Origin of the sequence: Streptomyces sp. Y20 (assembly GCF_043195475.1) — a bacterium.
Lineage (GTDB): Bacteria > Actinomycetota > Actinomycetes > Streptomycetales > Streptomycetaceae > Streptomyces.
In genome coordinates, this window is record NZ_JBIDDP010000006.1 from 258,032 (window position 1) to 275,249 (window position 17,218).

Genomic DNA, 17,218 nt, shown 5'->3' on the forward strand with positions numbered 1-17,218 from the left:
GTCCGGCGGCGAGGGCCCCACCGCACATGACCGGCTCCGGCCGCTACCACCTGCGGCTCTGCACCGACGGCAGACCGGTGCAGCACGGCTGGTGGGGCAGTGAGGAGACGGCGCGGGACAAGTTCCGGCGCTGGGTCGGCGAGTACGGCGGCATGCCCGGCGCCCGCGTCACCCTCACGGACGAGGAGAGCGGCGACGTGCTGGCCACCTGGCCCGACGAGCGGTAGCCCACGCGCCTGCGACCCGCTCCACGCAGGCCCACCACACCGCACCGCGTCAATGATCAGTAGCGCTGCGCCTTGGCGAGAACGGGCGTCAGCTTCGGCTCGGGTGGCTGATGACTGAACGCGATGGGCTGTTTCCTCTCCCCGGGCTTCAGGTGTTCCGCGCCCACGTACCGCGTCTCGACCACCTTGCCGGACGCGTTCTTGAAGTCGATCTGCACGGCGTAGGAGGCTTCGCTGCGGGTCTTGTTGGTGATTTTGACCAGGACGGCGAGTACTCCGCCCGTCTGCGCTTTCGGCATCCCGGTCATAGCGACTTCCGACAGCGCGTTTCCTTGCCCTTTGACATCTTTCAGGGCCTTTTGTGCCGCCGTGCTCCTGCGCTGGGTCTCGGCGTCCACGGATGCCTCGAACTCGGAGGCCCGAGCCGAGGCCGACGACGCCGCGGCAGAGGCGGCAGCACGGGCGGAGCTGATCGCCGAAGAGGCGGCGGACGCCAATGCCGACGGCGGTGTGCCGGAGAAAGACGAGGCATTCGGCGTAGCGGGAGCGCTCGCCGGGGACGAGGAACCGCCGCCCGAACCGCTTCCGCCGCCACAGCCCGAGAGCCCGCCCGCGAGCAGAAGGATGCCGAGGGCACCCCCCAGGGCGATCCGGCGCCGGGCCCTTCCGGAACCTCTGAGTCGTCTCACCGACATGCTGCCGTCCAAGGAATAGGTGGTCGTGTCGCTCCATCCTCGGGGCCGAACCCCCCACTCGCGAGTCGGACACCGCCCTCCGGACCCGCGCCGCCGGCCCCGACCACGTCCCTCTTCCGCCGACCGCCGCCGGCACTGCGCGCGGCGGCCGAATCCGGTTGCGGCGGGGCCGGTGTGCCCGGTGAGGTGTTCCTGTGGACGGTGCGACGGAGCAGGCGCGGCAGGGCAGGGCGGGACGTGTCCGCGGGATCACGGCGCCTCCGGCTCCGTGGCGCGGGTCGGCGGTGCTCGCGGCCCTGATGCTGGCCGCTTTCACCTTCAACACCGCGGAGAACCTGCCGATCGGCCTCTTGGAGCTGATCTCCGAGAGTCTGAGCGTGCCAGTGCCGGCGGTGGGGCTCCTGGTCACCGGTTACGGCGTGACGGTGGCCGTCGCGTCCCTGCCGCTCGCGCACGTCACCCGTGCCGTGCCCCGGCGTCATGTGCTCACGGGGCTCCTGGCCGTGCTGGTCGTGTCCGGTCCGGTCGCGGCGCTGGCCACCTCCTACTGGCTGCTTCTCGTGGCGCGGCTGTGGACCGCGCTCGCCCAGGCGCTGTTCTGGGCCGTGATGGGGCCGGTAGCGGTGGGCCTGTTCGCGCCCGGGGTGCGTGGGCGTGTGGTGGGGGCGCTGTCCGTCGCCGGTTCGCTCGCCCTCGTGCTCGGTGTGCCCGCCGGGACCTGGCTGGGCCGGCGGAGCGACTGGCGGATCCCCGTCGCCATGCCGGCCGTCCTGGGACTCGTCTGCCTGGTGACGATCGCCGTTCTGCTGCCGACCTCACGCCCGGAGGAAGAACCCGCCGCGTACGGAAGCGGTCCCGACGCCCGCCGGTTCGGGACGGTGCTGGCGGCCGGGACGCTGTCCGCCACCGGAGCGTTCGCGGGTTACACCTACATCGTGCGGTTCCTCAGCGGTGTGAGCGGCTTCTCCCCGGGGGCGGCCACCGTCCTGCTCGTGGCGTTCGGTGGTGCGTGCCTGGCCGGGGTGAGCATCACCGGGGCACTGCTGGACCGCTGGCCGTGGGCCGCCCTGACCGTCGCCGTGGCCACGCAGGCGGCGGGCATGCTCGGCCTGTACGCGACCGGCACCCACCCCGTGGCGGCGGTGGTGTTCCTGGTCCTGATGGGCGGCGCGCTCGGACCGGTGTTCATGACCACCCAGAACGCGATGCTGCACTGCGCACCGGGCCGCACGGACATCGCACTCGCGGCGAACTCCGGTGCCTACAACGCCGGAATCGCGACCGGGGCCATGCTCGGCGCCCTGATCCTGTCGCTCGGCGACGTGCGCGCTACCTTCCTCGCCGGCGGACTGCTGACCACCGGGGCCTGCGCGGTGCTCTCCTACGCGGAAGTACGCAGGATCTCCCGGATGACGTACCGGGCATTGGCCGAGATGATCGGATTGGTCGCCCGGTAGTACGGCAGTTGGATGACCGCCATGGACAGCGCCCAGCCCCGGCCGCGCGCCCAGGTCGCGTCGTCCACATCCACCGCCTCGCGGTACGCCTGACGCGCCGAGGCGGGCAGCAGGTTCCAGGCGGGGATGAGGTCGGTGGCCGGTTCGCCCATGCCCACGGTGCCGAAGTCGATGACCGCCGACACACGGTCACCGGTGAGCAGCAGATTGCTCGGCATCAGGTCGGAGTGCGTCCAGCAGGCCGGGCCCGCCCATCGCGGTGCCGCGAGCGCCTCCTCCCAGGCCGCGGTGATCCCGTCGGTGTCGAAGGGTTCGTCGGTGCGGCGCAACGCCTCGATCGACGCCCGCATCTCCTGGTCCTCGGCGATCAGCGGCTCGCCCCGGTGGGCGCGCGGACCGCCGGGTAGGTCGATCTTGCGGAAGGCGACCGCGAACTCCGCGAGGTCACGGGCGACGAGTTCGGGCTCGGACAGCTCACCCTCGACCGGGTTGCGTCCCTCGATCCACCGGTGCACCGCCCAGGCCAGGGGGTAGCCCTCGCCCGGGACGCCGGTCGCCACCACCTCCGGGACCGGCAGCGGCAGCAGCGGGGCCAGCCGAGGCAGCAGCCGTGCCTCCAGCGCGATGGCCTCGGCGCCGCCGGGGCGCAGCGGCAGCCGGACGGTCAGGTCCTCGCCGAGCCGGTAGATCGCGTTGACCGTGCCTCCGGAGGCGAGCCGGGAGACCGGCAGGTCGGCCCACTCGGGGAACTGGGCACGCAGCAGCCGCCGGACCAGGCCGGCGTCGGTCTCCACTCGGTCCGCGTGCATCGCGCCCCCACCCACTTGATCTCCTGCCGGGATCGTCGCACAGCCGGACCGAGGACCGGAGTCCTTTTTTCAGCTCCTCGGTCCGGTCGAGCCGTGAGGCCCGGTCACTTGCGCCAGAACAGGTAGTGCGTCACGCCGCTCGGGCTGGGGACGACGTCCAGGTGGAACCGGTCGAGCAGCTCATCGGGTGACTCCCAGAGCCGTAGTCCCGAACCGAGCTTCACCGGTGATACCGCCACGTGCATGGTGTCGACGAGGCCGGCGTCGAGGAACTGCCGGATGGTGGTGACCCCGCCGCCCAGCCGGACGTCCTTGCCCTGCGCCGCCTCCCGCGCCCGCTGGAGGACCGCGGCCGGGTCGCCGTCGACGAAGTGGAACGTGGTGTCGGACAGCGTGAACGACGGACGTACGTGGTGGGTCATGACGAACACCGGGGTGCGGAACGGGGGCTCGTCGCCCCACCAGCCACGCCACTCGTCGTCGAGCCAGGGCCCGCGCTGGGGCCCGAACTTGTTGCGCCCCATGATTTCGGCACCGATATTGCGTGCGTAGTCCCGGGTGAGGTAGTCGTCGAGACCCCGGCTGCCCCCGGGATCGGTGCGCATGGGCCAGCTCGCCGTGGCGCCGGCCCAGGCGAACAGCCTCTCCGGGGCGACGTGGCCGAACGGACGCTCGAGGCTCTGGTCCGCGCCGGCACCGATGCCGTCGCTCGACACGCTGAAATTCTGGACCCTCAGCAGCTGGGGCACGTGTTCCTCCTCTTGGTGGTGATGACGGTGAGGAGACTCTCCGGCCCAGGGAAACTCATCGCCGCCCCCCGGGCCGGGCAGGCCGTCACCGCGGCCGAAGGTTCAGTACGAGGTCACGCGGCAGGCCGTAGGTGTCGTGGAGGTGGTGGAGGTCCTCCTCGCTCAGCGGGCCCCGGAAGCGCGGCCGGGCCAGTACCTGCCGGCCGCGTTCCAGGAGGCGGCCGAAACGCTCCTCCTCGTCCAGCAGGACCCGGCGAACGACGTCCGGACCCTCATCCTGACGGAAGAGGTCCAGGGTGTGCCGGACCAGCTCGTCCGGCAGGTCTCCCAGGCCGCGCGACGGATCGTCCCGCCGCAGCACGGTGAGCACCCGCCGCAGCAGGCGGCGCAGTACGTAGCCGCGGCCGGTGCCGGCGGGGCGGACCCCGTCGCCGATCACCACAACGGCTGAGCGGATGTGGTCGCAGACCAACCGCGTCGACACTTCGTCCAGCTGCCACAGGGCGGGCACGAGGCGCCGCCAGGGGTCGAAGACGTCGCAATCGAAGACCGACGTCCGGCCCTGCAACAGCGAGGCCAGTCGTTCCAGGCCGAGGCCGGTGTCGACGTTGTGCTGGGGGAGTGGCACGAGCGAACCGTCGGCGAGCCGCCGGTAGCGCATCATCACGTGGTTCCACACCTCCACCCAGCGTTCGTCGCAGGTGGGCGTCGACTCCGGCGGGGTGTCGCCGGTCCACAGGAAGATCTCCGAGTCGGGGCCGCACGGGCCGGTCGGTCCGTTGGACCACCAGTTGTCCTCGACGGTGAGTTCCACCGGCACCCCGCGCCCCTGCCACAGCTCCAGGGAGGCGGTGTCCGGACCGGCCTGGTCGTCGCCACCGAAGACCGTGACATGGAGCAGCCCCGGATCGATGCCGAAGCCCTCGGTGAGCAGGCCGTAGCCCCAGCCGAGGCTCGACGGGCCCCCGTAGTCACCGAGCGACCAGGACCCGAGCATCTCGAAGACGGTCAGATGGGTGTTGTCGCCGATCTCGTCGAGGTCCGTGGTGCGCAGACACCGCTGTACGTTGACCAGCCTCCTGCCGAGCGGGTGCGGGCGCCCCTCCAGGTAGGGGGTCAGCGGGTGCATGCCCGAGGTGGTGAACAGCACGGGGTCTCCCGGCGGCGGCAGCAGAGTCGAGCCGGTGATGCGGCGGTGGCCGCGGTCCTCGTAGTACTCGATGAACGTGCGGACGATCTGGTCGGTGTGCACGGGGTGGCTCCTTCGCGGGTGGGGCGGGGGAGGCACCGGACAGCACGTCCGCACAGGCGTCGGAACCGGGCGGAGAACGCCAGGGAACCACCGGCGGACCGTGTCCGGTCGCCGGTGGGACGGGGAAGTACGTCAGGCGGCGGCAACCGGCGAGCTGGTCGCTCGCGCGGTCGCGGTGATGATGCGGCCCGTGACGTTCATAGCGGAGAAGGTAACGCGTCCCGTCCCCTCGGTCACCCGCTTTTCCTCCCGCCCGGACGGCACCGGCACCGAGTGCCGTCATCGGTGCTCACCGACCGGCCGGACGCACGGGATCGAGGGGCGAGTGGGCCAAGGCGTGACGCGCTAACGGTCCCTCGGCGGCAGGCCGCTGACGGGCCTGCCATGGAGTTTGCGGACCAGCATCACCAGCAGCGCGTAGAAGCACACCAGCCCGATGCCCGCGAAGACCGCGATCACCTGCGCCACCTGCGGATTCAGCTGCGCCGGCCAGCTCATCGCCGGTCCGTCCTCCGGGCGGGGTTCATGCTTCCAGGGTCGTACCGCCGCGGCCGGACGCCAACTCAGGAGACCGGCCGCGCACCCGCCGAATCGGCAGGTCCCATCCGGCCCGACACGTCGCCCACCGCTCCCACCAGCCCGCCGGCCGGTGACCTGAGTCGCCGCAGGCGCAGATCAGGCGCAGTATCGGACCACACCTGTCCCACGGCCCGAGGCGGTGAGAAGTGAGGTGAGACGTCGCTCGTTCCGGAGCCCGGCGCAGTCGATCGGCGAGGCGCCGCCGAAGGAGCGGGTCGGTGCGCGTCCTCATCGGTTTGTGCGCGAGGCATGGCCCGCACTCGTGATCTACGGCGCGGCCACGCTCCTGCACCTCGTCGTCCTCGCGGTCATGAGCCCGCCGGACGGGCCCGGCCTCCGCGACCGCCTGCTCGCCTGGGACGGCCGGCTGTACACGGAGATCGCCGCGCACGGCTATCCCGAAGGTTTCACCTATGCGCCCTCGGGCGGGCTCACCGGCAACAATCTCGCGTTCTTCCCGCTGTTCCCGTTACTGATCCGGGCCGTCCACACAGTGACCCGCCTCGACTACGGTACGGCCGCGATCGTCACCGCCAACCTGGCCTTCGCCGTCGCGCTGGTCCTCGCCGACCTGCTGCTGACCCGGCTCCACGGACGGCGTACGGCACTCATCGCGGTCGTACTGCTCGCCGCGGCGCAACCCATGGCGCTCGCCTTCGTCATGGCCTACAGCGAATCACTGTTCCTCGCGCTGTCCGCCGCCACCCTGCTGGCCGTCCGGCGGCAGGCGTGGCTCACCGCCGGTGCCGCCGCCATGCTGGCCGGCCTGACGCGGCCGGCCGGCGTGGCGGTCGTGGCGGCCCTCGCCGTCGCCGTCGCCCTGTCCCTGACCAGGACACGCCGGCCCGCCTGGCGCCCCCTCGCCGCCGTCGCACTCGCCTGCGCGGGCACGCCCGGCTACCTCTGGTGGGTGGGCCGGCGGGCCGGCCGGCCGGATGCCTGGTTCAGTATCGAGCAGGCCGGCTGGGGCACCCATTGGGACAGTGGCAGGTCCTTCCTGCGTTTCCTCGGCGAGACGCTGGTGCACGGCGACGGGTGGGTGCCCGTCAGCACCGCCGTCCTCCTGCTGGCCCTGGTCGACGCCACCGCCGTCACCTGGCGCCGGAACACCTGGCCGCCCCTCCTCGTCCACGGCTCCGGCATCCTGATCCTGACGCTGGGGCAGACCAGCTTCTACCACTCCAAACTGCGCCTGACGCTCCCCGCCGTACTCTTCCTCATACCCCTCGCCCGTGCCCTCGCCCGGGCACGCACCACCACGGTCGCGATCGCGGTGACCGGCGGCGCGCTGTTCGGCTGCTGGTACGGCGCGTACATGCTCACCGTCTGGCCGTACGCCATCTGAGAGACGTGCACCCGCAAGGGCGAGTCCCCGTAGGGTCGGGTGCATGCTCTTGTGGATCAACGGCCCCTTCGGTGGCGGCAAGACACAGACCGCCTACGAACTCAGACGCCGGCTGGCGGACAGCGTCGTCTGCGATCCCGAACACGTCGGCTTCGGACTGCACCGGATGATGCCCCCGCCCTTGCGTGGAGACTTCCAGGACCTCGCGGCCTGGCGGCAGGGGGTGTTCGACGTACTGGACCACGTCCTGAGCAGGCACCGCGGGACGGTGATCGTGCCGATGACGGTGGTCGAGCCGGCGTACTTCCGGGAGACCGTCGGCCGGCTGCGCGAGCGCGGTCACGATGTCCGGCACTTCGCCCTGCTCGCCGGGCGCGAGACGGTGCTGCGACGGCTGCGAAGACGCGGCTTCGGACACGCTGCCCGACTGATCGCGGGAAGGGACGCCCCCTTGCGCCGGGAGAGCTTCGCGGTGTCGAAGCTCGACCTCTGCTTGGAGCGCCTGCGAGCGGAGGAGTTCGCGCGGCAGGTATGGACCGACCACCTCACTGTGCCCCAGGTCGCCGACCACGTCGCCGCGACCGCCGGCCTGGCGCTCGTCCCGAACGGGGAGGGACCGCTACGGGGGCACGCGCGGCGCGCCTGGACGGGGATCAAGCACATCCGTCTCGACTGAGCGCCGTCGGCCACTGGTCAGGGCAGGCACGGTCCCGCGTCCGCTCCGGTACGGCACCGCGCTCACTTATCGCGCGGCGGGGGCAGCTGTTCGCGTACCCATGCGGGGGCGGGGTTGACATGCGGCACGCCCGCCACCAGGACGGTCGGTACGGTCTCGTTGCCATCGTTGACCGCTCTCACCGCAGCCGCTCCGGCGGGGTCGCGCCAGATGTCGACCCAGTGCAACTGGCGGGCCCGACCGCCCAGCCGGATGCGCAGCCGCAGGCAGTAGGTGCACCCCGGCCGCCAGAACACGACCGGCCGGCCGTCGACCGCGCTACGGCGTCGTGCCTCCAGCGCGCCGATCGACCTCGGGAACACCAGAGGCGAGTTCACCCCTGCGAACAGCACGAACAGCAGCAGGACCGATGCGGCTGGGCCGGGGCTCCCACTGGAGACCAGCCCGGCCGCAACGACCGATCCGCAGAGCAGCAGCAGTACCGGTAGGAACCAGGCTCGCATCATGGTGAGGCAGGTTAGCGCGAGGCCGGAACTCTCCTCGGCGAACCAGTCAGGCACCCGACGGCTCAGGGCATGAAGAGTGCCAGGAGTACGACCACCACGGCTATCAGCAGGATGACCATCCACACCGACTTGCCGCCCCGGCGATTCCTCCGGTGGGTGTCTTCCGGGCCCCCGCCCCGCGGGCGGTCCTCCACGTACTGCGGATTGTCCGGGCGATCACGTGTGTAGAAGTCGTCGTCAGCCATATCGGGCTCCCCTCGTCTCTGGGAGCCGAGTGCCCCGTCAGGGACGGCGTGCACATCGGTTCACCGCGGTCAGCCGGGCAGTTCCGTGTGGAGGCGGATCGTGGTACCGGCCTGCGGCGTGGACCGTATCTCGACGAGGTCGCACAGCTGGTGCACGAGCCACAGACCCCGTCCGCCGAGCTGCGTGCCGGTGGGCCTGGAGCGTCCGGCGAGGGGATCCTCGATGTATCCGGCATCGCGGAACTCGCAGATCAGCCGGCGCTCCTCGCTCCAGGTGCGCAGCACGCCCTCGCCTCCACCGTGCCGGATGCTGTTCGTGGCGACCTCTGTGGCGGCCAGGTGGAGTTCGCGCAGCCGCCGCCCGCTCAGCCCGTGGCGTTCGGCGCAGGCTGTGATCTTCTCCCGCAGCGCGGGAAGGCCGCCGGGGGCGTAGGAGAATTCGTCGTACGGGTCGCAGGGCCCGGTCAGCGCGGTGAAGTCGAACGCGGCGTGCTGGCTGTAGTCCGGGCTCGAGGTGGTGCGGCCGTCTGCGCGGATCTCGGGGTGGCAGCGGGTCATGCTCTCCAGCGCGGCCTTCTCGCCGGCGGTGTCGTAGGGGCACAGCAGCCACCATGCGGGGCTGTGCGCGAAGGCCTTGTTGAGCAGCCACTCGTGATACCGCAGTTCCTCCACCTCGGCCTGGCTGCGGGCCTCCTCCCAGGGGGATTCGCCGATGCCGCGCACCGGACGCCCCTGGGAGACGTACTCCTCGATCCACTCCTGCCAGGCTCCGATGAGCCGCCCCGGATGGTGCGCCGTGGGGGTGGTGTCGACATAGCGCACCGCCCCGTCCTCGGGAATCTCGGCACGCAGCAGGGACGCCTTGTCGTGCGGGACGGCCACGACGACGGCCTCGCCTTCGTCGAGTGCCTCCTGGATGAAGCCCATGGTGCCCTCGACGAACTCGTCCCTTCCGCGGTACGGGTACAGCTCGTGCCGGTAACCGGTCCCGGAAGCGGAAGACGTGGAGGTGGGGCGGGAGGAGGTCACGGCGTCATCACCACCGGGACTACGGGCGCGGCGAACCCGGAGAGTTCCCAGGCCAGCCGCACGGTCTCGTTCGTTCCTTCCAGGATGACCTTGCGGTCCGGCAGATGTCCGGCCGCGCCGGCCAAGGCGCTCATCCCGGCGGCATCCAAGAAGTCCAGGGCCTGACAGAACAGGCGCACCGTCGCCGTACGGGCGAGCAGCGTCCGCAGGATGGCGGCGAAGGCCGGGGCGCCTTCGGCGTCGATAACCCCGTTCACCGTCCAGCCGTCCTTTCCCGTCCGGTACACCTGGAATGCGGGTGATGCCGGACGGCTGCCCAGGTGGTGGGGGTGCACGCATCTGACTTTGTCCAGTGTAGACGCGCCCCAGTCGGCACTGCTGTAGACGCACACCACCAGAGCGCCGCTGTCGGCGGCGAACTCTTCCAGCTCCAGCTCACTGCGCAGAAGCTCCTCCGACTGCGCCGGTGAGCCGTCCGGGGTCACATGGTGGAGCACCCGAAGCGAGCGGAACCCCTCCCGCCCGGCACTGACGGCCTCGCGGCGCACCGCGGCGAGGAGGGAGCCTGCCAGCCGCGCCGGATCAAGCACCTTGGGAGCGAACTCGCTGGTCGCCTCCGCGGCCGGACCGACGATCACCACCTTGTCACCGAACAGGGCCCCGTCCGCGACGAAGGCCCGGCTGCGGTCCTTGACATCGTCCGCCGGACCCAACAGCTGGCAGACGTGGTCACCAGTGCCGACCTCGTCGAGTCTCGCCAAAGTGCGCGCCGCTCTCACCGCTCCTCCCCTCAGACTCTCACCCTACTGGCACGCACGACGGCGCCCGCCACCGACTCGTCGCGGTCGGCATCACCCGCCCGAGTACGGACCGATCACCGCCGAAGCCGGACCGGCGGAGAGCCGGCGCCCGCGGTGGCTGCGCTTCGTCAGTGAGCGAACTCGGCGAAGGCGGCTGCGGCGACCGGGGTGAAGAAGTTGACGAGGTTGCCGTCAGGGTCCCGGAGGAGGAGCGAGCGGTTGCCCCAGGGCATCGTGGTGGGCGCCTGGACGAGGTCCGCCACGGACCCGGTCAGGTCCTGGTGCACGCGGTCCACGTCGTCCACGAGGAACTCGATGATCACGCTGTGGTTGTCGGCCGGCCGGGCGGCGCCCGGCGCGAACAGGGGCACGGTGCGGACGCCGGCGATGGCGAGGGTCGCCGAGGCGGTCCTGAGCTCGGCGAAATCCTCGGTGGACCAGTCCGCCCCCACTCCGGTGGCGAGCTCGTAGAAGTCGACGAGGCGGGCGACGTCGCCTGTGATGATGCGGATCGAAACGAAGTTCACGGGTCTCTCCAGCGCTCGGTGCTTGTGATCACACGCTAAAGCGGATACCGGACGGGATCCGCCCGGTATCCGCGAGAGACTTCTCGGCATGTCCCGACCCACCGCGCGCGTGCTCACCCTGCTGGAGCTCTTGCAGTCGGGCGGCCTGCGGACCGCGGCCGAACTCGCCGCCCGGCTCGGCGTCGACGAGCGCACGGTGCGGCGGTACGCCGATCACCTCCTCGACCTCGACGTACCCGTCGAATCGGTGCGGGGCCGCCACGGCGGTTACCGGCTCGCCTCCGGTTACCGAATGCCGCCACTCATGCTGAGCGACGACGAAGCCCTCGCCGTACTGCTCGGCCTGGTCGCCGGTCAGCGGGCCGGTCTGATGACCGCCACGGGCACCGCGAGCGAGACGGCAGCGGCCAAGATCCGGCGAGTCCTGCCGGAACGGCTCGGTCGCAGGCTCGACGCCGTACTCGACTCCCTCACCTTCACGGCTCCGTCCGGCCGCTCGCCGGCCCCGGCGTCCGGCATCCTGCTCCCGATCGCCGACGCGGTGCGCCATCACCGGCCGGTTTCGATCCGGTACATCGCCGCCGACGGCCGGCGCAGCGAGCGCACGGTGCACCCGTATGGACTCGTCGCTCACTCGGGCAGGTGGTACGTGACCGGTGTGGATGACGCGGCGGGCGAGGAACGCACCTTCCGGCTGGATCGCATCGCCGGCGCGAGGATCCTGCCCGGCACGTTCGACCCGCCCGCGGGGTGGGATCCGGCGGAGCGCGTCCTGTCGGCACTGGCCACCGCTCCGTACCGGCACGAGGTGACGGTGCGGGTCGAGGGGACGGCCGAGTACGTCCGGGCCCGGCTTCCCGCCGGTGTCGCGATCGTGGAGGAGCTGCCGTCCGAGGGTGGCCCGGATCCGGGGACCGAGCGCTGGTGCCGCGTCGACATGCGTGTGGACCGGCTCGACTGGCTGCCTGCCGTACTCGCCTCGCTCGACCGTCCGTTCGTCATCGAGCGACCGGACGAACTCCGCGGACTCGTCACCGCGTTCGCCGCGCGGCTCGCGGACTCGGCCCGACAAAGACCGCCTGCGGTATAACGTCCGGCCGTGCGCTTGCACCCTGACGGGGTGGGGTGATCGGTCGCCGCGTCCAGGCCTTCGCCGCCCCCGGGGGTCATCACACCGGCCGACTCCGTGCTCGATGACGGCCGGCCGGTACTCCATGTCCCGGCCCGCGCCCGCTCCTAAGTCGTGCGTTACGTGGCCGCTCGTCGGCATCAGGACGGGTGGGGTCGCCGGAGTCCCTGGAGGAGGAGGGCGATCAGGCGGCGGGGGTCGTAGCGGGGGTCGTTGTCGCGTCCGACGCAGAGGTTTCCGATGCCGCGCATCAGCTCGTACGACTGCGTACCGGGCCTGATGTCGCCGGACTCCACCGCGGCGTCGAGCAGTTGGTCGCAGACGGGCAGCAGGCGGTCCAGGAAGTAGGCGTGCAGCGCGGCGAAGCGGTCGTTGTCGGACTGGAGGGCGTCGGCGAGTCCGTGCTTGGTGATGAGGAAGTCGACGAAGAGGTCGATCCACTGGCGCAGCGCCTCGAGCGGGGAGCCGGCACTGGCCAGCAGGTTCGGGCCGGCCTGGACGCACGCCTCGATCTGGTGGCGGTAGACGGCTGTGACGAGGTCCGCCCGGGTCGGGAAGTGACGGTAGATCGTGGCCATCCCGACTCCCGCCCTGGCCGCGATCTGGCGGATGGGTGCGTCGACGCCGGAGGTGACGAACACCTCGGCGGCGGCGGAGAGCACCACCTGCCGGTTGCGCTGGGCGTCGGCCCGCTTGCCTCGGGACGGCGACTCACCTGTGGGGCTGTCGGTGGCCATCACGCACTCCTCCACACCGATTGACAAAACGGAGCAGCGCTCCGAATATTAAGTGGAGCGACGCTCCGGTTCAGGTTAGCCGAAGCGGGTCGCTCCTGACCGCCTCGCCCTTCGCCGGTCGCAGGAGACCGGCGCACGGCGGGTGCCACCGAAAGGGAATCCACATCGTGAGCACATCCCCTGCCACCAGCGCCGACGCCGCGGGAACGCCCGTCCCGGTCCTCTCCTTCAGCCCCGTGGTCCTCTCCGTGCCCGGACGCCCGGTGGACCTCCACGTACGCGTCTCCGTGCCGGCGACCGGAACCCGCCTGCCCGTCATCCTCCTCTCCCACGGTCACGGCCCCTCCAACAACCTCTCCTCACTCAACGGCTACGCACCACTGGCCAACTCCTGGGCCGCTCACGGATTCGCCGTCATCCAGCCCACCCACCTCACCTCCAGGACACTGAGCCACCTGGTCGCCGACGCGCCCGGCGCGCCCGACTTCTGGCGCTCCCGCGCCGAGGACATGACCCACATCCTCGACCGGCTCGACGTGATCGAGCGCACCGTGCCGCAGCTCGCGGGGCGGATCGACCCGACCAAGGTCGCCGTCGCCGGACACTCGCTCGGCGGCTTCACCGCCACCCTCCTGCTGGGCGCCGGGCTCAATGACCCCGACACCGGGAACGTGGTGCACCTCGCCGAGCCTCGCATCAAGGCCGGCGTCCTCCTCGCCGCCCCTGGCAGAGGGGGCGACGCCCTCAACGGGCCCCTGGCGGAACAGTGGCCGATCATCGGCGCCCTCGACTTCTCCACCATGACCGCACCCGCTCTGGTCGTCGCCGGCGACAAGGACGACTCCCGGCACTTCACGGACGTGGGACCCGACTGGCACGCCGATCCGTACACCCTGGCTCCCGGACCCAAAACCCTGCTCACCCTGTTCGACGCGGAACACGGACTCGGCGGGATCGCGGGATACGACGCCGCCGAGACCACCGACGAGAACCCCGAGCGAGTCGCCGCCCTCGCCCGTCTCACCGCGGCCTACCTCCGCACTCAGCTCCACCCCGGCACCTCCGAATGGCAGGCCGCGTGCGAGGCACTGACGACCGGTCCCGACTCGGTAGGACGGGTCGAAGGCAAGTAGGCCCCCACGGCCGCGCCACGGCCACGCCACGGCCACGGCCACGCCACGGCCACGGCCGCGCGGCCCGGGTGGGCATGGGGCAAGCCCCGTTGCACTCGCGTCACGCAAGAAGACCTGCGAGGTTCGTCCCGCCACCGGGGGGAACCTCGCAGACGATCAGGACACGATCTGTGTCCTCGTCTCCCGGAACGGCTGATGCCGGTGCGGGTCGGTCTCAGGACCAGGCGATCTCGCCGTTGCGGGAGAGGAAGCGTCCGGTGCCCGAGCCGGGCTTCTCGGTGGCGAGGGCGACGATCGCGTCCGTGCCCTCCGTGACCGTCTGGGGACCGCTGTGACCGTTGAGGTCGGTCGCGGTGTAGCCGGGGTCGGCGGCGTTGACGCGGATGCCCTTGAGCCCTTTCGCGTACTGCGTGGTCAACATCGTCAGCGCTGCCTTGGAGGAGGTGTACAGCGGCGCGACGACGTGCGACTCGGGCCGGCCGGGGTCGTGGGTGAGGGCGAGGGAGCCCATGCCGCTGCTGACGTTGACGATCACAGGGTCGTCCGATCGGCGCAGCAGCGGCAGGAACGCGGTGGTGGTGCGGACCACGCCGATGACGTTGACGTCGAGGACGGCGAGAGCGTCGGCGGCGGTGAGGTCGCTGGGATCACCGATGGGGCCGTGGACACCGGCGTTGTTGATCAGGACGTCGATCCTGCCTTCGTGTTCGGCGACGTTCGCGGCCGCGGCGGCCACGGACGCGTCGTCCGTCACGTCGATGGGGACGTACCGTGCGCCGAGCGCGGCGGCGGCCTTCTCGCCCTGCTCGCGGTTGCGGGCCCCGACGAGCACGGTGTGGCCACATCGGACGAGGCGGCGGGCGGTCTCGCGGCCGAGGCCCTTGTTGGCTCCGGTGATGAAGGTGATGGTCATGGGTTCGATACTTGCCTCCATGAGGGAAGCGGACCAGGGACGCTCCGGCGGTAGGAAGACCAGTACCACCCTCACGCCCATCCGCCCGACCGGAGGTGCGGGAGGATGGAGATCATGTCGACGACACCCGGAACCGGACTGGGCGCGATGATCCGCACGTGGCGGGAGCGGCTGCCCCCGTCGGCCGCCGGGCTGCCGGTGGCCCGTGGGCGCCGAGCGGCCGGGCTGCGGCGTGAGGAACTGGCCGACCTGGCCGGCGTATCGGTCGACTACGTCGTGCGCCTGGAGCAGGGACGGTCCACGACACCCTCGGCGTCGGTGGTGGCGTCCCTGGCGCGTGCCCTCCAGCTGTCCACCGCCGAGCGGGACCACCTGTACCGGCTGGCCCAGCTCGTACCGCCGGCGGGCGGCGCCATCTCGGACCATCTGCCACCCGGCATGCAGCGGGTGCTCACCCGCCTCGGGGACGTGGCGGTCGCCGTGTTCGCGGCGGACTGGCAACTGGTCTGGTGGAACCGTGTGTGGGCCGCCCTGCTGGGCGACCCCTCCGCCTCGCCACCGGGGCTGCGCAACTTCGCCCGCGACAGGTTCCCGGTGGACACCGGCCCCGCCCGCCTGGCGCTGTGGCCGGTGACCGAGGCGGATCGCGACGCCACCGACGCCGCCGTCGTCTCCGACCTGCGCCGCGCCACCGGCCGCTTCCCCCAGGACGGCCGCTTGGCCACACTGATCCGTGAACTGAACGCGGGCAACAAGAGGTTCGCCGAGCTATGGGCGACTGGAGGGGTGGCCGCGCACCGCGAGGACCACAAGACGGTGGACCACCCGTCGGTGGGCCCTGTCACGGTGGACTGCGACGTGCTGGCCGACGGCGACTCCGAGCTCAAGATCGTCATCATGACCGCCGTGCCCGGCAGCGAGGACGAGACCAAACTCCAACTGACCGCTGTCACCGGCCCACCGGCTACCAGCCTCGACTGATCCCACGCGCGCGTCGATCGACCGGCCAGGGGCCGGAAGATCGACCATTCAAGTGGCTGGGTGACGAAGCCCGGAGTAGCCACATCAGGACCGGAAGGGGAGAGAGTGAACTTTTGGGGTGCTCGGGCCGCGTCGTTCATGGTGCCACTCGGGGTTGGCTTGTTGCTCGGCCTGATAGGGCCTATCGCTGAGCATTGGGGCGGCCGTCCAGGTGCAGCCGTGGCCGCCGTTTTCACCGGTGGGTGGCCGTGGGCCTGTTACGCGTTTCTGGTGGGTTATCTCCGCCGGTCCAAAATCGAATCGGTTCTTCTCGCGCCTCTGGGGCTGGCTGTCGGTGTCGTGACCTACTACCTGACCAAGGAGTACCTGGCCTCCTTGGATGGGCTGGATTCCTCAGGTGGGGGATCATCTGGAATCGTCCTCTGGGGTGTGCTGGCATTCCTCTTCGGAGCACCCCTTGGGCTCCTGGGGAACCTCGCACAGGTGCCGGGCGTCGGCGGCCTGTTCTTCCGGCTGCTTGTTCCCTTGGTGGCGTTCTATGAGACTTCCATGCGTCTGGAGAAGGAGTCGCGCGGGCCGGGTCAGGTTGTTCTGGATACGTGGATCACCGTTCGGGTCACGGCTGTCGCCGTTGCGGTCGCTCTGGTGGGCCACACGGTCTGGGGTTGGTGGAGGTCTCGCCGCATTCGTTCCGCCGGGGCGGGCGTTGGCTAGTGTTCCGTGATCCTGGTCATGCCAGTTCGAGTGGACTTGGTGACGGCTTGCCACGCGTTGCCCTCGCTGCTGGCCCTGGCCGTGTGCGCGATGACACCGGCGGGCAACGACTCGCTGACGGCGGCAGCGGCATGGTGCCAGCGAGCCGCGAATTCAGCTCAGCACCTTGTGCCGTCCGTCCACTCGGAGATCTCCGCGGCACCCCGCCGGACAGCTGCTTCCTGGTCCTGGGCCAGCTTCCCGCAGGCCGCTGCGACATCCGGCACACCGTCCGGTCCCACGAGCGCGTCCTGCACGCCGGTCTGCAGCCAGTCAGTGTGGTCGCCGTCGGCCTCGGCAACCGCGAGAGCGATGAGCCTCATGGCGGCCACCGTCCCCACCCGGGTCAGGGCCTCTGCCGTCTGCCGGGTCACCGCCGTGTCCTCGACGTCCAGCAGCAGCCCCATCAGCACTCCCGCAGCCTCAGGGACATCAGCGAAGGAGGCAAGGTCACGCCCAGCACGAACACGTTGCGTCCACGAAGGCGACGACGCCTCAGTCAAGGCTGCCCTCAACCCGCTCATCATCTCTGGCACGATCAGACAGTCTCATGCCCCGCGAAGGAGATCGAACCCCGGACCGAAGCTGCCTCGGACCGAAGCCGCCCCCACGCTTGACGAGCGTCGCCCACTTGTTCAAGCCCCCCGGCGGAGACACGCCGCACCCGTCCACCACT

21 protein-coding genes are annotated in these 17,218 nt (G+C 70.9%); 8 read left to right on the top strand and 13 right to left on the bottom strand.

From position 1 onward, the window contains the following. Window positions 1–26: 26 nt before the first annotated feature. Window positions 27–227, top strand: coding sequence for a hypothetical protein (locus ACGFT1_RS17905; RefSeq protein ID WP_373909927.1), 201 nt, complete (start codon window positions 27–29; stop codon window positions 225–227). A gap of 56 nt (window positions 228–283) precedes the next feature. Here ACGFT1_RS17905 and ACGFT1_RS17910 read toward each other — a convergent pair whose 3' ends face one another. Then, window positions 284–625 carry a hypothetical protein gene (locus tag ACGFT1_RS17910; RefSeq protein WP_373909928.1) on the bottom strand — a complete coding sequence of 114 codons (342 nt, stop codon included), beginning with the start codon at window positions 623–625 and terminating at the stop codon, window positions 284–286. Window positions 626–1,221: 596 nt separating this feature from the next. Here ACGFT1_RS17910 and ACGFT1_RS17915 point away from each other — a divergent pair. Further along, the gene (locus ACGFT1_RS17915; RefSeq protein ID WP_373910104.1) at window positions 1,222–2,379 is read left to right on the top strand and encodes an MFS transporter; all 1,158 of its coding nucleotides are present in this window, start codon (window positions 1,222–1,224) and stop codon (window positions 2,377–2,379) included. On the opposite strand, the gene ACGFT1_RS17920 is transcribed toward ACGFT1_RS17915, so the two are convergent. The 4 genes from ACGFT1_RS17920 to ACGFT1_RS17935 form a co-directional block, all read right to left on the bottom strand. Beyond that, complete coding sequence (locus tag ACGFT1_RS17920) at window positions 2,304–3,188, bottom strand: aminoglycoside phosphotransferase family protein (RefSeq protein WP_373909929.1); 885 nt, start codon at window positions 3,186–3,188, stop codon at window positions 2,304–2,306. The two genes, ACGFT1_RS17915 and ACGFT1_RS17920, sit on opposite strands and share 76 nt — an antisense overlap. A 104-nt stretch (window positions 3,189–3,292) precedes the next feature. After that, window positions 3,293–3,937: a dihydrofolate reductase family protein gene (locus tag ACGFT1_RS17925; protein WP_373909930.1), complete on the bottom strand. Its 645-nt coding sequence runs from the start codon at window positions 3,935–3,937 to the stop codon at window positions 3,293–3,295. Window positions 3,938–4,022: 85 nt separating this feature from the next. Next, entirely contained in the window at window positions 4,023–5,189 is a 1,167-nt protein-coding gene (locus ACGFT1_RS17930; RefSeq protein ID WP_373909931.1) for an alanine--tRNA ligase-related protein, read from the bottom strand. 345 nt (window positions 5,190–5,534) lie between these two features. Continuing rightward, the gene (locus ACGFT1_RS17935; protein WP_373909932.1) at window positions 5,535–5,687 is read right to left on the bottom strand and encodes a hypothetical protein; all 153 of its coding nucleotides are present in this window, start codon (window positions 5,685–5,687) and stop codon (window positions 5,535–5,537) included. A 319-nt stretch (window positions 5,688–6,006) separates the two neighbouring features. On the opposite strand from ACGFT1_RS17935, the gene ACGFT1_RS17940 reads away from it, so the two are divergent. After that, entirely contained in the window at window positions 6,007–7,113 is a 1,107-nt protein-coding gene (locus ACGFT1_RS17940) for a hypothetical protein (protein ID WP_373909933.1), read from the top strand. 43 nt (window positions 7,114–7,156) lie between these two features. After that, the gene (locus ACGFT1_RS17945) at window positions 7,157–7,789 is read left to right on the top strand and encodes an AAA family ATPase (RefSeq protein WP_373909934.1); all 633 of its coding nucleotides are present in this window, start codon (window positions 7,157–7,159) and stop codon (window positions 7,787–7,789) included. A 62-nt stretch (window positions 7,790–7,851) separates the two neighbouring features. Here ACGFT1_RS17945 and ACGFT1_RS17950 read toward each other — a convergent pair whose 3' ends face one another. The 5 genes from ACGFT1_RS17950 to ACGFT1_RS17970 all read right to left on the bottom strand — a co-directional run bounded on the left by ACGFT1_RS17950 (window position 7,852) and on the right by ACGFT1_RS17970 (window position 10,896). Then, window positions 7,852–8,295 (bottom strand): glutaredoxin domain-containing protein, encoded by a 444-nt coding sequence (locus ACGFT1_RS17950; protein WP_373909935.1) that lies wholly within the window; start codon window positions 8,293–8,295, stop codon window positions 7,852–7,854. 62 nt (window positions 8,296–8,357) lie between these two features. Continuing rightward, a complete protein-coding gene (locus ACGFT1_RS17955; protein ID WP_373909936.1) occupies window positions 8,358–8,540 on the bottom strand; it encodes a hypothetical protein in 183 nt (60 codons plus the stop codon). Window positions 8,541–8,609: 69 nt separating this feature from the next. Then, window positions 8,610–9,569, bottom strand: a complete 960-nt coding sequence (locus ACGFT1_RS17960) for an anti-sigma factor RsbA family regulatory protein (protein WP_373909937.1) — start codon at window positions 9,567–9,569, stop codon at window positions 8,610–8,612. Then, entirely contained in the window at window positions 9,566–10,348 is a 783-nt protein-coding gene (locus tag ACGFT1_RS17965) for an MEDS domain-containing protein (RefSeq protein ID WP_373909938.1), read from the bottom strand. Before ACGFT1_RS17965 ends, ACGFT1_RS17960 begins: the two co-directional genes overlap by 4 nt. A 149-nt stretch (window positions 10,349–10,497) precedes the next feature. Continuing rightward, a complete protein-coding gene (locus tag ACGFT1_RS17970; protein WP_373909939.1) occupies window positions 10,498–10,896 on the bottom strand; it encodes a VOC family protein in 399 nt (132 codons plus the stop codon). Between the two features lie 88 nt (window positions 10,897–10,984). Between ACGFT1_RS17970 and ACGFT1_RS17975 the strand changes: the two genes are divergently transcribed. Beyond that, the gene (locus ACGFT1_RS17975) at window positions 10,985–11,986 is read left to right on the top strand and encodes a helix-turn-helix transcriptional regulator (RefSeq protein ID WP_373909940.1); all 1,002 of its coding nucleotides are present in this window, start codon (window positions 10,985–10,987) and stop codon (window positions 11,984–11,986) included. A gap of 179 nt (window positions 11,987–12,165) precedes the next feature. On the opposite strand, the gene ACGFT1_RS17980 is transcribed toward ACGFT1_RS17975, so the two are convergent. Further along, the gene (locus ACGFT1_RS17980) at window positions 12,166–12,762 is read right to left on the bottom strand and encodes a TetR/AcrR family transcriptional regulator (RefSeq protein WP_373909941.1); all 597 of its coding nucleotides are present in this window, start codon (window positions 12,760–12,762) and stop codon (window positions 12,166–12,168) included. Between the two features lie 167 nt (window positions 12,763–12,929). Here ACGFT1_RS17980 and ACGFT1_RS17985 point away from each other — a divergent pair, with 167 nt between their 5' ends. Then, window positions 12,930–13,895, top strand: a complete 966-nt coding sequence (locus ACGFT1_RS17985) for an alpha/beta hydrolase family protein (RefSeq protein ID WP_373909942.1) — start codon at window positions 12,930–12,932, stop codon at window positions 13,893–13,895. A gap of 214 nt (window positions 13,896–14,109) precedes the next feature. Here ACGFT1_RS17985 and ACGFT1_RS17990 read toward each other — a convergent pair whose 3' ends face one another. Next, window positions 14,110–14,808, bottom strand: coding sequence for an SDR family NAD(P)-dependent oxidoreductase (locus tag ACGFT1_RS17990; protein WP_373909943.1), 699 nt, complete (start codon window positions 14,806–14,808; stop codon window positions 14,110–14,112). 105 nt (window positions 14,809–14,913) lie between these two features. On the opposite strand from ACGFT1_RS17990, the gene ACGFT1_RS17995 reads away from it, so the two are divergent. Both ACGFT1_RS17995 and ACGFT1_RS18000 read left to right on the top strand, forming a co-directional pair. Next, on the top strand, window positions 14,914–15,789 hold the full coding sequence (locus tag ACGFT1_RS17995; RefSeq protein ID WP_373909944.1) for a helix-turn-helix transcriptional regulator: 876 nt from the start codon (window positions 14,914–14,916) through the stop codon (window positions 15,787–15,789). 219 nt (window positions 15,790–16,008) lie between these two features. Continuing rightward, window positions 16,009–16,503: a hypothetical protein gene (locus ACGFT1_RS18000; protein WP_373909945.1), complete on the top strand. Its 495-nt coding sequence runs from the start codon at window positions 16,009–16,011 to the stop codon at window positions 16,501–16,503. Between the two features lie 158 nt (window positions 16,504–16,661). Here ACGFT1_RS18000 and ACGFT1_RS18005 read toward each other — a convergent pair whose 3' ends face one another. Next, on the bottom strand, window positions 16,662–17,069 hold the full coding sequence (locus tag ACGFT1_RS18005) for a hypothetical protein (RefSeq protein ID WP_373910105.1): 408 nt from the start codon (window positions 17,067–17,069) through the stop codon (window positions 16,662–16,664). Window positions 17,070–17,218: the final 149 nt, after the last annotated feature.

What these genes read in the sequence shown, in the direction of transcription:
- ACGFT1_RS17955 (WP_373909936.1), bottom strand. Translation starts at nt 8,540, where the DNA reads ATGGCTGACGACGACTTCTACACACGTGATCGCCCGGACAATCCGCAG.
- ACGFT1_RS17990 (WP_373909943.1), bottom strand. Translation starts at nt 14,808, where the DNA reads ATGACCATCACCTTCATCACCGGAGCCAACAAGGGCCTCGGCCGCGAG.
- ACGFT1_RS17905 (WP_373909927.1), top strand. Translation starts at nt 27, where the DNA reads ATGACCGGCTCCGGCCGCTACCACCTGCGGCTCTGCACCGACGGCAGA.
- ACGFT1_RS17975 (WP_373909940.1), top strand. Translation starts at nt 10,985, where the DNA reads ATGTCCCGACCCACCGCGCGCGTGCTCACCCTGCTGGAGCTCTTGCAG.
- ACGFT1_RS17980 (WP_373909941.1), bottom strand. Translation starts at nt 12,762, where the DNA reads ATGGCCACCGACAGCCCCACAGGTGAGTCGCCGTCCCGAGGCAAGCGG.
- ACGFT1_RS17920 (WP_373909929.1), bottom strand. Translation starts at nt 3,188, where the DNA reads ATGCACGCGGACCGAGTGGAGACCGACGCCGGCCTGGTCCGGCGGCTG.
- ACGFT1_RS17915 (WP_373910104.1), top strand. Translation starts at nt 1,222, where the DNA reads ATGCTGGCCGCTTTCACCTTCAACACCGCGGAGAACCTGCCGATCGGC.
- ACGFT1_RS18005 (WP_373910105.1), bottom strand. Translation starts at nt 17,069, where the DNA reads ATGATGAGCGGGTTGAGGGCAGCCTTGACTGAGGCGTCGTCGCCTTCG.
- ACGFT1_RS17945 (WP_373909934.1), top strand. Translation starts at nt 7,157, where the DNA reads ATGCTCTTGTGGATCAACGGCCCCTTCGGTGGCGGCAAGACACAGACC.
- ACGFT1_RS17995 (WP_373909944.1), top strand. Translation starts at nt 14,914, where the DNA reads ATGGAGATCATGTCGACGACACCCGGAACCGGACTGGGCGCGATGATC.
- ACGFT1_RS17950 (WP_373909935.1), bottom strand. Translation starts at nt 8,295, where the DNA reads ATGATGCGAGCCTGGTTCCTACCGGTACTGCTGCTGCTCTGCGGATCG.
- ACGFT1_RS17935 (WP_373909932.1), bottom strand. Translation starts at nt 5,687, where the DNA reads ATGAGCTGGCCGGCGCAGCTGAATCCGCAGGTGGCGCAGGTGATCGCG.